General features: G+C 48.0%; 19 protein-coding genes. 5 read left to right on the top strand and 14 right to left on the bottom strand.

Going from position 1 to position 13,733, the window contains the following annotated elements; all coding sequences use genetic code 11:
- The first annotated feature begins 110 nt into the window (after positions 1–110).
- Positions 111–275, top strand: coding sequence for a hypothetical protein (locus WDN47_00320; protein ID MEJ0021011.1), 165 nt, complete (start codon positions 111–113; stop codon positions 273–275).
- Position 276: 1 nt separating this feature from the next.
- Positions 277–996, top strand: a complete 720-nt coding sequence (locus tag WDN47_00315; protein MEJ0021010.1) for an Ig-like domain-containing protein — start codon at positions 277–279, stop codon at positions 994–996.
- A 42-nt stretch (positions 997–1,038) separates the two neighbouring features.
- On the opposite strand, the gene rpsI is transcribed toward WDN47_00315, so the two are convergent.
- From rpsI to infA, 9 genes are all read right to left on the bottom strand, one after another.
- A complete protein-coding gene (rpsI, locus tag WDN47_00310) occupies positions 1,039–1,434 on the bottom strand; it encodes a 30S ribosomal protein S9 (GenBank protein ID MEJ0021009.1) in 396 nt (131 codons plus the stop codon).
- A gap of 175 nt (positions 1,435–1,609) precedes the next feature.
- Complete coding sequence (gene rplM, locus WDN47_00305; GenBank protein ID MEJ0021008.1) at positions 1,610–2,029, bottom strand: 50S ribosomal protein L13; 420 nt, start codon at positions 2,027–2,029, stop codon at positions 1,610–1,612.
- 1 nt (position 2,030) lies between these two features.
- Positions 2,031–2,363 carry a 50S ribosomal protein L17 gene (gene rplQ, locus WDN47_00300; protein MEJ0021007.1) on the bottom strand — a complete coding sequence of 111 codons (333 nt, stop codon included), beginning with the start codon at positions 2,361–2,363 and terminating at the stop codon, positions 2,031–2,033.
- A 24-nt stretch (positions 2,364–2,387) separates the two neighbouring features.
- Positions 2,388–3,320: a DNA-directed RNA polymerase subunit alpha gene (locus tag WDN47_00295; protein ID MEJ0021006.1), complete on the bottom strand. Its 933-nt coding sequence runs from the start codon at positions 3,318–3,320 to the stop codon at positions 2,388–2,390.
- 42 nt (positions 3,321–3,362) lie between these two features.
- Positions 3,363–3,971: a 30S ribosomal protein S4 gene (gene rpsD / locus WDN47_00290; protein ID MEJ0021005.1), complete on the bottom strand. Its 609-nt coding sequence runs from the start codon at positions 3,969–3,971 to the stop codon at positions 3,363–3,365.
- A gap of 31 nt (positions 3,972–4,002) precedes the next feature.
- Positions 4,003–4,449: a 30S ribosomal protein S11 gene (gene rpsK / locus WDN47_00285; GenBank protein MEJ0021004.1), complete on the bottom strand. Its 447-nt coding sequence runs from the start codon at positions 4,447–4,449 to the stop codon at positions 4,003–4,005.
- 129 nt (positions 4,450–4,578) lie between these two features.
- Positions 4,579–4,974, bottom strand: a complete 396-nt coding sequence (rpsM, locus tag WDN47_00280) for a 30S ribosomal protein S13 (protein MEJ0021003.1) — start codon at positions 4,972–4,974, stop codon at positions 4,579–4,581.
- Between the two features lie 38 nt (positions 4,975–5,012).
- Complete coding sequence (gene rpmJ, locus WDN47_00275; protein ID MEJ0021002.1) at positions 5,013–5,126, bottom strand: 50S ribosomal protein L36; 114 nt, start codon at positions 5,124–5,126, stop codon at positions 5,013–5,015.
- 130 nt (positions 5,127–5,256) lie between these two features.
- Positions 5,257–5,508, bottom strand: a complete 252-nt coding sequence (gene infA / locus WDN47_00270; protein ID MEJ0021001.1) for a translation initiation factor IF-1 — start codon at positions 5,506–5,508, stop codon at positions 5,257–5,259.
- 476 nt (positions 5,509–5,984) lie between these two features.
- Here infA and WDN47_00265 point away from each other — a divergent pair, with 476 nt between their 5' ends.
- Positions 5,985–6,230, top strand: a complete 246-nt coding sequence (locus WDN47_00265) for a hypothetical protein (protein MEJ0021000.1) — start codon at positions 5,985–5,987, stop codon at positions 6,228–6,230.
- Between the two features lie 175 nt (positions 6,231–6,405).
- Here WDN47_00265 and WDN47_00260 read toward each other — a convergent pair whose 3' ends face one another.
- From WDN47_00260 to WDN47_00245, 4 genes are all read right to left on the bottom strand, one after another.
- Positions 6,406–7,971, bottom strand: coding sequence for a hypothetical protein (locus WDN47_00260; GenBank protein ID MEJ0020999.1), 1,566 nt, complete (start codon positions 7,969–7,971; stop codon positions 6,406–6,408).
- A gap of 82 nt (positions 7,972–8,053) precedes the next feature.
- Positions 8,054–8,857 (bottom strand): glucose-6-phosphate isomerase family protein, encoded by an 804-nt coding sequence (locus tag WDN47_00255; GenBank protein ID MEJ0020998.1) that lies wholly within the window; start codon positions 8,855–8,857, stop codon positions 8,054–8,056.
- Positions 8,854–10,584: an alanine--tRNA ligase gene (locus WDN47_00250; protein ID MEJ0020997.1), complete on the bottom strand. Its 1,731-nt coding sequence runs from the start codon at positions 10,582–10,584 to the stop codon at positions 8,854–8,856. The genes WDN47_00255 and WDN47_00250 overlap by 4 nt, the downstream gene beginning before the upstream one ends.
- A gap of 125 nt (positions 10,585–10,709) precedes the next feature.
- A complete protein-coding gene (locus tag WDN47_00245; GenBank protein ID MEJ0020996.1) occupies positions 10,710–11,939 on the bottom strand; it encodes a S41 family peptidase in 1,230 nt (409 codons plus the stop codon).
- Between the two features lie 245 nt (positions 11,940–12,184).
- On the opposite strand from WDN47_00245, the gene WDN47_00240 reads away from it, so the two are divergent.
- Positions 12,185–12,379: a hypothetical protein gene (locus WDN47_00240; protein ID MEJ0020995.1), complete on the top strand. Its 195-nt coding sequence runs from the start codon at positions 12,185–12,187 to the stop codon at positions 12,377–12,379.
- Positions 12,380–12,511: 132 nt separating this feature from the next.
- Here WDN47_00240 and WDN47_00235 read toward each other — a convergent pair whose 3' ends face one another.
- Complete coding sequence (locus WDN47_00235) at positions 12,512–13,366, bottom strand: glycosyltransferase family 2 protein (GenBank protein MEJ0020994.1); 855 nt, start codon at positions 13,364–13,366, stop codon at positions 12,512–12,514.
- 71 nt (positions 13,367–13,437) lie between these two features.
- On the opposite strand from WDN47_00235, the gene WDN47_00230 reads away from it, so the two are divergent.
- Positions 13,438–13,728, top strand: a complete 291-nt coding sequence (locus tag WDN47_00230) for a hypothetical protein (GenBank protein ID MEJ0020993.1) — start codon at positions 13,438–13,440, stop codon at positions 13,726–13,728.
- Positions 13,729–13,733 lie beyond the last annotated feature (5 nt).

Below are 13,733 nucleotides of genomic sequence, written 5' to 3'. Positions count from 1 at the left end.
GAAATGAAAAAACCAAAGGAGCAACCGTTCTGATAATAGTCACAAATTCTTGAAGAAACCTATTGACGCCGGTAATTTTTTCCCGTATATTTCTAAACCAAGGAGGATGTATGAAACCGTGGTTGCTGGCGATTTTGTGCATAACGTTTTCGGCCTGCATTAAGAACCTACTATCGCCAAGTAATGATGAGGCTTTAAAGATCTATGACGTGACCACGATCATCAAAGATATAAAGGGTACTTCAGAGATCAAGGGCAAAAACCCATACGCTTAAGTTGCAGGCTGATTCGGGCGCTTCGGGTAGGACCCAAAACGTCACCGATGCCGCAACCTGGAGCTCGTCAAACACAACCGTCGCTACAATAGACAAAGGATTGGTCACTTCGCATGCCTATGGAGCAGCCGATATCAAGGCTGTGTACGACAACCAGACCGCGATTGTGACCATAAACGTCACGCTCTCTGAGTGTGATTCAGGTCCTATTGCTCCGACTGGTTCCGCAGCGGGATTCGGAGTGATGAGGCGATACCAGGGTGACTGGCGGGCTGGCAGTGATGACCCTGACTACAGTTACTATAATGGCCATACTGGAGGAGCCGGACAGACGCTTGAGTATCTGGGTTGTTCTGGCGGGAACTATATCTGGTTGCAATGGGCGTTTAATGGTTTTGTTACGGTTGCCGTCAGAGCGCCGTGGCAAGGATCAACTGACCGCGGACTTCGGATCGGAGACGATCCTGCTAAATTCCACAGTCTATATCCTAATGCACATCCGGCAGATACCACTTACAATACTCCCAGTTGGCCGAAAGACTTCGATGTTTGGGTAAACGGTCCGTTGAGAGTTGTCCTGAAGAACGGTCAGGTTTACATTATCGAAGCCGACTGGTGGCCGACATTTGACGGACGTGACCCTGACACGGTCGAATCAACCAATCCTACCATAGGGCCTTGCGGCAGTTGCGTGAATTACCCGGCTCTAGGATGGCAATAAGCCGATCGAAAAGCCGAGACAGCTTGTGTCTCGGCTATTTTTTTATCTCTTGCTGAACTGCGGCGCGCGTCTTGCTCTCTTCAATCCCGGTTTCTTTCGTTCCTTGACTCTCGGGTCGCGCTTCAGAAACCCGAGTTTTTTCAGAGTCCGCCTGGACTCCGGGTTGTGGGCGATCAGGGTCCTGGAAATTGCATGACGCAATGACTCGGCTTGAGCGTGAATACCGCCGCCATGGATCTTGCTTTTCACGTTGAACTGTTTTTCCAAACCCAGACTCCGCAACGGCTGAGTCACTATCAGCTGCAGATCAGCAGTCTGGAAATATCCTTCAAAAGGCAATTGGTTGATGGTGATCGTGCCATTGCCGGCTGAAAGCAAGGCCTGGGCAACCGCAGTTTTCCTGCGCCCCACGGCATAAAAACTTTTGCCGTGAGCAATTTTCACAACCGGCTTGTCCGCGACAGCATCCGCGTCCGGTTCAAACAAAGTTTTAGCCACAACCGCCGGTTCGGGATGCTCTTTAGCTGCCCGTGGCTTTCTTGCAACGTGAGGTTTGACTGCCGGTTTTTTGTGCGCGGGTTTGTCGGCGGGTTTTTTTGGTACTGCTTCCATATTATTTGATCTCCTTTTCTACATGGAATTCGTGTTTATCTCCATTTACAACTTTCAGCCGGCGCAAAATATGCTTGCGCAGGCGGTTTTTATCAAGCATGTTGTAGACCGCATCGCGGATGACTTTTTCCGGCTCTTTTTCCATGCGGTCAGAAAGTTTCTTCGTATACAATCCGCCGGGATAGCCGGAGAATCTGTGGTATCTTTTCTGTTCAAGTTTCCGGCCGGAAAAGCGCACCTTCTCGGCGTTCGTAACCACCACAAAATCACCCACGTCCATATGCGGGGTAAAAGTGACTTTGTGCTTGCCGCGAAGTACGGTTGCAACTTTGGAAGCAAGTCTGCCCAGCACAAATTTGCTGGCATCCGCTCCGTACCATGTACGCTTGATCTCTTTAGTTTTTGGAATAAAAGTTTTCATACTATTCAACTAATTCCAGCAATACTTTCGGCATGCCGTCCTTGGATTTCCCGAGGCGAACAATGCGCGTATATCCGCCCGGCCGGGTTTTGTAGCGCGGGCCCAGAACTTCAATGACCTTTCTCGCGGCATTTGGCGGCAATGCGGAAAAGATCTGGCGCTTGTTATGCAGATCTTCTTTTTTGCCTTTCGTGATCATCTTTTCCACCAGTTGCCGGGCGATCTTGGCCCTGGCCTCGGTCGTCTGGATCTTTTCGTAAACGATCGCTGACGCGGCCAAAGAGCGGACCAGTTTCCTGGCATGGTCCCGTCCCTTGCCGATTTTTTTCTTCATCAAATGCCGCATGAATTTACTATATTATACGTTCCCTGCGTAAGTCTTTATCAACCTTTCTATTTCCTCAACTGACTTTTCCCCCAAACCTTCCACATGAAGCAGCTGCTCATGATCCAGAGCGGACAGCTGGGATATCTTATTGATATTGTTCTTGATCAGGGCATTGTAAGAGCGGTTGGATAGGCCCAGTGATTTCAGGTCATCCTCTTCCGGGGTTTTGATCCCTTCATCCATAGCCGTATCCAAAACTGGCGCAGATGTTTGCTCAAGATTGGTTTTGCCGAATAGCGCGAAATGGTCCATCAAAATATGCGCCGCCTGGTCTATTGCATCTTTGCCTGTGGTCGTGCCGTCCGTTTCAATGGTCAGGATCAATTCGTCATAATTGGTGATCTGGCCGACGCGCACGCTGTTGATGTCGTAGTTCACGGTGCGGACCGGCGTATAGATCGCGTCAACCGCGATCATCCCGATCTCCAGCTTCTCATGCTCGCGCTGCTCCACCGGTACGTAACCGCGGCCCGACTGAACGACCACTTCCATCTCCAGGTCAGCGGACTTGTTGTCCAAAGTCGCGATATGCATGTCCTGGTTGACGACTTCGACATCCGCGTTTTTCTTAAAGTCAGCGCCGGTCACGTCTTTTTCGCCTTTGACCTTCAGTTCAAGCTTCACAGGCTGGTCAGTATGGACTTTCAAGCGGAGCTGCTTGAGGTTCAGAATGATCTCTATCACGTCTTCTTTGACGTTCGGGATGGTGGAAAACTCATGGTCCACTCCTTTTATCTTCACGGCAGTCACTGCCGCGCCCGGCAAACTGGACAGAAGTATGCGGCGAAGAGAATTGCCCAAAGTCACGCCGTATCCCGGATACAGCGGTTCCATGACGAGTTTGTATTTATTGTTCCCCAGTTCTTCAAAAGAAACTTTTTTCGGCAGTGGAATTTGTTCCATATGTTTAGATTAATTAGGTTAATTAAATATTAGAAATTCTAATTATCTTGAGTAATATTCTACGATCAGCTGGGTATTTAGGCTGAGGTCCAGCTGTTCGCGTGAGGGCTTGGACAGAACTTTTCCGGAAAAATTCTTCGGGTCCAGGGAAACCCATTCCACAGTCTTTGCATTGGCCAAAACCAGCGCCAGATTTTTCACATAGCCGGAATCTTTCTTGATATCACGGATGCTTATCTGGTCCCCGACCTTGACCTGGAGGGACGGAATGTTGACTTTCTTGCCGTTAACGTCAAAAAAACCGTGGGATACCAGCTGTCTTGCCTGCGGCCGGGTCTGGGCAAAACCCATGCGGTAGACGATGTTGTCCAATCTTAACTCCAAAAGCTGCAATAACGCATCCCCCGTAATACCGACTTTCTTGGTCGCGATCTCATAATAACGGCGGAACTGGCGCTCCATCAGTCCGTAAATGATCTTGGCTTTCTGCTTTTCGCGAAGCTGCATGCCGTATTCAGAGACCCGCTGCGGGTTTTGGCCGTGCTGGCCGGGGCGGTAATTCCGCTTCGCCAAATATTTCTCGGCTTTTTTCGTAAAAGCTTCGCCGAATTTGCGTGATTGTCTGATTTTTGGCCCTGTGTATCTCGCCATTTAGAAATTAGTAATTAGAAATTAGAAATTTTTATACCCTTCTTGCTTTCTTTGGTCTAACTCCGCCGTGCGGTATCGGAGTTTGGTCCTGGATGGAAATGATATTAAACCCGCTGCCCTGCAGGGCGCGCACCGCAGACTCGCGTCCGGTGCCAATGCCTTTGACGAACACGTCAACTTCATTCAGGCCTGTTTCTTTCAGGCGCGCGATGGTGTCTTCCATGGTTTTCTGCGCCGCATAAGGCGTGGATTTCTTGCTGCCTTTAAAGCCGGTTCTTCCTGCGCTGCCCCAGCCAATGACATTGCCCGAAACATCGGTCACCGTAATGATCGTGTTGTTGTAAGTGGACTGTACATAGATGTGTCCGCGCGCAACCTTGATCTTGGACTTCTTTTTCTTCGGTGCACTAACAGCAGTAGTGGCTTGTTTAGCCTTATCTTCTTCCGCCGGAATTGTACTAGCCTTTTGCTGTCCCATTCGTCGCGTCGGGTAGACACTTCGCAATCCCGCCTTGGCGGGATACGCTTCGGTCTACTTGCCGCTCCTCTCGAAAAAATTGTTCTCGGCGCTGTCGCGCCTGCGACTCAATTTTTTCGTAATTAATTACTAGGTTTTCTCAGAGCTTGATTTGCGTCCTGACCCTGCTGTTCGGCGTACGTTGCCACGGCGAGTCCGGGAATTGGTCCTTGTCCGCTGGCCTCGCACAGGCAAGCCGCGGATATGCCGGATGCCTTCGTATGAGCCGATCTCTTTTTTAAGTTTGATATTGCCCGTGATCTGCTGGCGCAGCGCGCCTTCCACCATATAATTCTTTTCGATAAATTCGCGGATCTTAGCCACTTCAGCTTCGGTCAGTTCGCTTGTCCGCTTGTTCGGGTCCACTTTAGTGGCTGCCAAAATTTTCTGCGAACCCGGCCAGCCCACGCCGAAAATGTAAGGCAGAGCGGCTTCGATCCGCTTTTGCTGTGGTAATGTAACACCCGCTATACGTACTAGTGCCATATTTAGGAATTAGACATTAGAAATTAGAAATTTTCCCGTTAACCTTGTCTTTGCTTATGTTTAGGAATTTCACAAATAACAAAAATTACGCCCCGTCTGCGGACTATCTTGCATTTCTTGCACATAGGTTTTACACTTGCACGGACTTTCATTCGTCGTAATTGGTCGAACCTTCGCGATTTTACTTCGTAAAATGCGCTCCGGTCGACTTATTACTCCTCTCGAAAAAATTGTTCTCGTCCCGATAAATCGGGACTGCGACTCAATTTTTTCGTAAATTAATTACCTTAACCTTCTAATAACTCTGCCTCGCGTTAAATCATACGGGGTAACCTCAATAATCACTTTATCTCCCGGCAGGACACGGATCTTATTGACCCGTAATTTTCCCGCAATATGAGCCAAAATTATCTGTCCGGACTCGATCTGCACACGAAAAACAGCATTGGGTAAAGATTCTACCACTTTGCCCTCGAGTTCTATTGTATTTTTTTGTGGGCCTTGCGTCCCTAAATCTTGAGCTCCGGTAGGAATATGTGTAAATTGATTGCTAAACCCCGTTAGAGATCAACAAAGCTGATATAAAACGATGGTTTACTTTATAAATAACTAGACAAAAACTTTACACCGTCATTAAATTATCAATCTCTAACGGGGTAAAATACTTCGAAATATTAACAAGAAATCGATTTGCTGTCAACTTCAATTTAGAACTCCCCTCTCCTCGCGAGGAGAGGGGCCGGGGGTGAGGTTAAAAAAAGCTTAGATTAGCCACCATTTACCCGGAACTATTGACAAAACCACAAAAAAGGAGTATAATTTTAAGTTGCAATAACGGCAACTCGGGATTTGTGGCGGTGCCACTTTCCTAAAAAGAAACGGTGTTTCTTCAGGAGGACAGAATGATTATCAAGCTCGACGGTCTCACGGCCCAGCAGTTCGCGTCGTTGTCTGCGTTTCTGGCATCAGGCCCAAACACAATCCCAGGAGTCGACAGGGAGGACGGATGGATGCTCCCACTCCCAATCAACGCGAAACACTCGGCGAAGTTTGCCAACCTGACCAGCAGCAAAGGTTCGGAAGGTAAACACAACGTCGTTCTGGAAGTCGCGACCATGTACGGAGTGCCTATGACCGCTTCTGACCGGGCAGAAAGGCTTCAGGCGCACGGCATAGCTAGGCACGATGTTTTGCCGGTGCCAAGGAGCTATTTGCTCGATCTCTTCGCCTCGCTTGGACTCTTCCCCGTCGAGTAACGTTTCCGACAACACTTCGAGTGTCGTCAATTTCAAAGGCCAACTGCGCTTCGCAGTTGGCCTCTTTTTTAATTTAATAAATAACTCCCCTAGCCCCTCTTATCTTAAGAGGGGGACTAAAAAACCTCCCCTTAAAATAAGGGGAGGTGGTCACGACTTGTCGGGACCGGAGGGGTTATTGACTAGAGCTCAATTCAGTCTTGATATAGATCTTCCCGTTAAATCTCGGGGCTTTGTGGGTAAACCAGCTCGGCCAGAATGTCACCTGGACATTGTCTATCTCAGGCTTGCTCATAAGGATCTCCTTGATCTCGGTTTCATTTTTGCCTGCCAAAATGCCGGCCAGATTTGTTTGGTCAACTTTGTACGCGGCTGTGGTCACAAAGTGCACGGCCAAAACCCCGTGGCCGTTTGGGATGTCTATCGATTTAAACTCCGCCGTATATTGCCGTTGCGCATTATCCAAAAGATATTTATCGGAAGACAGGACTTGATTGATCTTAGAAACCACTATGCTCGTCACATCGCTGTCCTTAAATCCCAAACCTGTGACTTTGGCGATCAATGTCATGGCAAAGCTGTCCGCTTCATCGCCTACATTTTTATTTGCCGTTTTGGCCAGGATGTCTGTTTTGATCCCGGAAGGCACGAGCTTTACGGCAAAACCCGTCTCCTGCGTCATGTCTGATTCCGCCTGAGCCACAATATCATTTGTCAGACTGGCAACCGCCATATCAATGTCCGCCTGGGATAAGACCGTGGTGCTTGTGGCCTGTCCGCCGCCGATACCGTCCGGGTTTACGGCATAGACATTTTGGCTGCCCAGCTTTTGGTTGACGATCTGAAGCTTGGAGTTTGCCGGCAGGTTCTGGGCCTCTCCGGGCAGATCTGCAATGATCTGAATACCAGGATTAGGTACGCCATTGGGCTTGATGCCCGTTACATCTTTGGTGAACAAATATTTTTTATCGGACATTACCAGTGTCGTAGTTGCAGCACGAAGAGTCAGGATATTTGGCGTAAAATTATAAATTGTCACTGTCCCTGTGGCCTTGGTTCCTGCAAGCTGTACCCCGGTTGCGGTAAAATTTTTGGTTTGCGAAACTTCGCGGTCAACTGGAATTCCTGTTATTTGCAAATTATCAGGGTCAGCGGAGCTGGTATTTTTATCAACCGTCAGTTCCAGATCGCGTGTGACCTGTTCAGAGCGGGCAAACACGGTGACTGTGGCTGTGGGCAAAAGCACTGCCAGGGCGAAAACCGCAACAACCAGTATCACCAATCCTAAAATGAAAAATTTTGTAAAATTGCCGGATGACCGGGTTTTTCTGACATTATCCCTTGGAAGTTTTGCAGGCGGGCTTTCAGGCGCCGGATTAATTGCGCGGTCCACGGCATTGCTGAAAATCTTTCGTGAACCCATGATATCGGAGAACCGCGGCTTTACGTCGCTGCGCGCCACGCGGGGCATGATTTTTGGCATCTTCACTTCCGCGTCGCCATAGAGCACTCCGGCTTTTTTCGCGAGGATCCGGCCGATCTCGTCATCGGTAGAAACTTTTATGGTCTTCCCCAAAGCTTCACCTGTTCTTTTTAAAAGTTTGAGATTATCTGAGCTTGAGAGCAAAACCGAGCCTTTTATAAGTTCAAAGACAACCTCACGGTCACGGAGCGATTTTATCTGCTTGATGACTGACGCTATGTCGTCTTTTTTGCCGAGTTTGATTACTTTTGGAGGCATGATAAGTGTAGTTTAACACTAAAAATATTAAAATTGTAGTCAGCCGATTCATCGGCTCTTTAAAGGCTCATAAATCAGCCGACTACGAAGTCAGGGTTGATAACTGAACCGCGTATTTCTGCGGATGATTCAAGAATTCCAGAAGTTTGGGATTTTTCATGCCTGAGGTATACATAGGTTCGCTCGGCACAAAGCCGAAGTTTGTATAAACTTGTTGTTGTTCGTTGATCAGTTTCAGATCCGGATGATCGGAATAGTGGGGATTTTTAACAAAATCGTAAAGCTTACCGTTTCCCTTGATCACGTAATACGCCATGCCGTGGAAATCCGCTACCGGTTCATATAAGGGTTTGTAATCAGTGGAAAGCCAATTGGCCGTGACCAAAATGTCGGTTCCGATGTTTACCAAAATATGCCCGTAATTCGGCGGATAAATGATCTTGTCCCCGGTTTTAGCTTCAACGGCATACACAGAGATCAAATTTTTAAAATCCTCATCCATTTTCTGCCAGAGAATTAAAACATGGCCGTTCAAAATCTCATACATTTCCGGATGGGCAATTTTCGTGCCAGGAATGGCGGCATGATAATGCCCGACTGTTTTATTATATTCTTCACCCAACATCATCGGCGGGATGATGGTCAGATCATATTCCAAATGATCGGATCTGACCAAATCCGCATGTTCGGGCAAATATAACTGCCTGTAGCCTAAATACATTTCTTGCGTGGGAGATTTAAAATCAGGATCTTTTAACACTCCCTGGACTTGCGAAAACATCCGGATATAAGTCGGCTCTCTATCCTGCATCGGGGGATAAAATTTAATTCTCAGATCATCCGCAAGTTCAACCGGCAAACCTGAAATTTTTGTAAGGTCTATCATATAACAATCGCTTTAATTCTCCTTACGCCCGCGGATACAGCTTCCTCTTTCTGGATCTTAAATTTGCCGATGACGCCTGTATGCTCCACGTGGGGGCCCCCGCAAAATTCTCTGGAGACAACTTCGGAGGTTTCGGGGTCAAAAATAGTGTAAACAGAAACTGTTTCCGGATATTTCTCGCCAAACACGCCGATCGCCCCAAGTTTCCTTGCTTCCTCAAGCGGCAATATTTCTTTTTTTACCGACAGATCGCGCGTGATCCAATCGTTAACCAATTCTTCAACCTGCTTTTTTTCCTCATCGGTCATTTTTCTGTCATGCGTAAAATCAAACCGCGTGCGCTCTTCGGTTATATTGCTCCCCTTCTGCCAAACGTTGGCGCCCAGAACTTTGCGAAGCGCTGCATTCATAAGATGAGTGGCCGTATGCAGCCGCACGACTTTATCGGAATGCGATGAAAGGCCGCCTTTAAATTGCCCGGCAGACGAAGTGCGTGAAAGCCCCTGATGTTGTTCAAACTCTTTCTCAAATTCCTCAGGGTTTGTGACAGTGACGAATTCTTCGATCAATTCATACGGAAAACCGTAAGTTTGGAACAGATCAAAAGCTTCTTTGCCGGTGATATGCGATTTTCCTTCCAAAAGTTTAAGGCCTCTGCCCAGAGTTCCCCGGAATTTCATCTCTTCTTTCTTCAGCTCGGCTTCTATGCTTGAGTTCTTAAGTTCCGGATAAACTGATTCATATTCAAGCACAATGATCTCTGCGATCTCAGCCGTAAAATCATGGTCGATCCCCAATTTTTGCCCGAAAGTCACTCCCCTGCGGATGAGTCGGCGCAAAATGTATCCTCTGTCTTTATTGGACGGGGTCACTCCATCCGCAAGCAAAAAAACTGACGCACGCATGTGGTCGGCAATGATCCGTTCTGATCTCTGATCTTGTTTGTCGGCAAGCAATCTGATCCTTTGGATGATCGGCGCAAATAATTCGGTATCATAAGCGCTCGTTTTACCTTCCAGCGCCGCAGTGGTCCTTTCTATGCCCATTCCAGTGTCCACGTTGCGCTGTTTTAAAGGCTCAAATTTGCCTTCTTGGGTTTTATTGTACTGCATGAAAACATTATTCCAGATCTCAACCCAGCGCTTGTCGGATGGGTCAAATCTTGCCGGCGGCGCATCTTCACCGGTCCAGTAAAACATTTCCGTGTCAGGACCGCACGGCCCTGTGGCCCCGGCAGGCCCCCACCAGTTATCTTTTTTCCCCAAGGGTTTGATCCGGTCATCGCCAAAACCCAAAGACTTCCAAATATTTATTGATTCCTCATCTTTGGCAGCGTCAGTATCACCTTCAAAGACCGTAACAGCCAGTTTTTCTTTTTCGATGCCCAGCCATTTTTTATCCGTCAAAAACTCATAAGACCATTTGATCGCATCGTCTTTCCAATAGTCGCCCAAAGACCAGTTGCCGAGCATTTCAAAAAAAGTATTATGGGTATCATCGCCGACCTCATCAATATCATCCGTGCGCAAACATTTCTGGTAATTGACTAAACGGGTGCCGATCGGATGTTTTTCACCCAATAAAAAAGGGACCAGCGGGTGCATGCCGGCGGTCGTAAACAAAACCGTCGGATCATTGGCGGGCACAAGCGAGGCTGAAGGGATGACTTTATGTCCTTTTTCTTCAAAAAATTTCAGATATTTTTGCCGCAGTTCTTTGGAATTCATGGGCTAATTATAACAAAAAGCCAACCCTTGGGCTAGCTTATTTTGTCATTCCCGCGAAAGCGGGAATCTAGTTATTGAGTGAGTATTTTATGGATCCCGGATCAAGTCCGGGATGACACTTCGTGTCATTTTAACAATTGAAGCGCCTTATCCATCTGAGGATCCTTGTTGTTCGTGGCGTCAGCCGGGGTCAAGACTACGTTTATGTCGGGATCAAGCCCGACCTTATTGATGCCGCGGCCCTTGGGCGTATACCACTTGGCCACCGTGATCTTAATTTCCGAATTCCCCGGCAATTCCTGCAATTCCTGCACCGACCCTTTGCCGAATGTTTTTTCTCCGACCAAGGTCGCTACTTTATAATCCTGCAGAGCTCCCGCCACAATTTCCGAAGCTGACGCTGAGCCGCCATTGACCAAAACCACGGTTTTCATTCCTTTCATCCTGGGCACACCCGAAGTAGTGTAATCTTTTTCGGAATTGCCGTAGCTTATTTCTTTCAAGGCTAGCTGGTTGGCATCGATCCAATCAGAGATCGTGCTGACGGCGGTTTCCAAATATCCGCCCGGGTTGTTCCGCAGGTCCAATACGACGCCGGAATAGTTGCCGGAAGTAACAGAATCGATCGCCTGGTCCAGCAGGCCTTTGGTGTCATCCCCAAACTCATTTATTTTGATGACCGCGATCTTTTTGCCGCTGACGGTTTTCGTATCCAGCTTCACGCTCTTGACCTGGATCTGCGCTCGCATGATAGAGATCTGCGTAGGACTGGTCTTCCCTTTATGCAGGATCGTCAGCTTGACGCTGGTACCCGCTTGCCCGCGGATCTTCGTCACAGCCTGATCCACGGTCATGCCCTGCGTGCTGATATCGTCAATGTCCAAAATTATGTCATCCGCCATAAGCCCGGCGCGCGAGGCCGGAGTATCGGGAAGCGGCGCAATAATAACGATCTGGTTGTCTTTCGCGCCTACTTCCGCCCCAATGCCGCTGAATGTGCCGGAAAGCTGTTCAGTGAAAGCCTTGGCGTCATCCGGATCGAAAAATGTCGTATATGGATCGCCTGCGGCGGCAACCATGCCCGAGACGGCCCCGTACATCAATTTTTGCTGGTCCAGGGGCCGGTCTACGTATTTTGAATTCAGCAGGTCCAGAGCATTCCAAAGCAACGAATAATCAGCGGAATTGTTCGGAACATTCCCCTGACTGATACTAAGCTTGCCCGATTGAACTTGGATCCGTCCGGCTCCGACTCCGTATCCCAACCCGTAAAATGCCACCGCCAAAACCAATACAATTGCATAGAGCCTGACGTGTTTCGGGTAAAAATTTGTTTCAAAATACTTATTATTCATAAGATTAATTATAATCAAATTCGGACATAAAGTAAAATAATTGATAGTTGTTGATAATTTTTGACAGTAATTTAATTGAAGACTATACTTTTTCTAAGCTCACGTCTGAGTTAGGTGCGGAGACGTTGAAGCCAAGACAGGAGGATGTTTGAGGCATCGTAGAGCAAGTCCGCACCCCTGCCGCCGTCCGCGGCCGTACTCCGGACCGCGCAGACAGGCCTGACCGCCACAAACGGGAACGCCACATGCAAGATCTTCCTGTGGAGGACGATGCAGATGCTGGACCGGATCCTGCACCGCAAAACGCACGCCCGAATCATCAGCACGAAGAAAATCTAGCGTACTGGGTGGCGCACGCCACGACCCCAAGGAACAACCGGAAACACCCTGTAGGTCAATCACTGCTGGGAAGGCAGAAACAGAAAGAGCAGCTGGGATAGCCCAACATAAAGATAACGACAACAAACAGGCGCAGAAAAAGCGCCCGGCGAGCAATCGCAGTCTTATCTGAAGGTCTGGGGTCCCGGGAACGCAACAAGTGGACATCACTGATCGTCCACTCTTTTTTTAGCTCAATGAACTGTTTTATTTTTTCTAAAAAGGTTAACTACTAGCACCAGATACATCCGAGTGCTAATTCCCAAATACACGAACTGGTTGAACAACCAATTATTTTTAGCAGCATAATGCTTGAGATAAAAGATCTTCATCGCCGTATGCGCCCACCTCACCGAGCGGAATGCCACAGCTTTGGATGAACCGTACAGGAAATGAGTGATCTCTGCCCCCGGATAGTACACGACTTTAAATCCGGCTTCCTTCACGCGCCAGCACCAGTCCAGGTCTTCGCCGTACATAAAAAATTCCTCATCAAGCAGTCCGATCTTGTCCATCACCGATTTTCGGATCAAAAGATATGCGCCGACCACGGAATCCACCTCCATTTCCCGGTCAACCGGAATGTTTTGATAATTGTAACCACTGAATTTACGGAAACCGAAAAGCCTTAGGAATGCGTTGGCCGGATTTGGGAATCTGCGCCGGGATGCTTCATGCAATTTTCCATCAGGCAAAAGCACCTTGCAGCCCATTACACCTACATCTTGATGAGCGTCCATGTATTTTATAGATAGATCGAGAGTGTCGGGCTTAACCTCCGTGTCTGAATTAAGCAACAAACAATATCGTCCCAAAGCTTGCCGCAGAGCGACGTTATTTCCGGCAGAAAACCCCAGATTGGCATTATTTTCAATCAATTTAACTTGCGGAAAATTATTCTTGACCATTTCTATGCTGCCGTCGATTGAACCGTTGTCGGGAACGATCACTTCAAATTGAGAATTCGTTAGCGACGCAAAAACCGACCCCAGGCATTTTTGGAGAAAGTCTTTAGTGTTGTAATTAAGGATTATTACCGACAGATCCATAATTCCGTTTGACCTAGCTTTTATAATTTGATAAAATTTTGACAATCTTACAAATTCACGGAGGCTTGAGCATGAACACACGGCTTCAGAATCCGATCGCGATGATAGCAGTCCAATCTTCGCTTCTCGAATACGTCGTCAAGCGAGTCGGCGAAGACCACATCCGCCAAGCAAAGAACTGGTTGTTTTATGACCAGCGCATCGAATTCATTGACGATGTGATCAATCGCTATTGGTCAGACCAACTTCTGCATGATGCCGTTGAAAATATTGTAGTCACTATCACTGACCAGCTCCTGGCGATGCGCGCAGAAGCAGTATCTGCCCTGACACGCTCGAAAGCAATCGGATCGGTGACCTGATGGTC

It is taken from the genome of Candidatus Doudnabacteria bacterium, assembly GCA_037200925.1.
Classification (GTDB): Bacteria; Patescibacteriota; Doudnabacteria; order UBA920; family O2-02-FULL-48-8; genus JBDTSL01.
The sequence above is the reverse complement of the archived record's forward strand: the minus strand, read 5'-3'. Positions and strand labels throughout refer to the sequence as shown.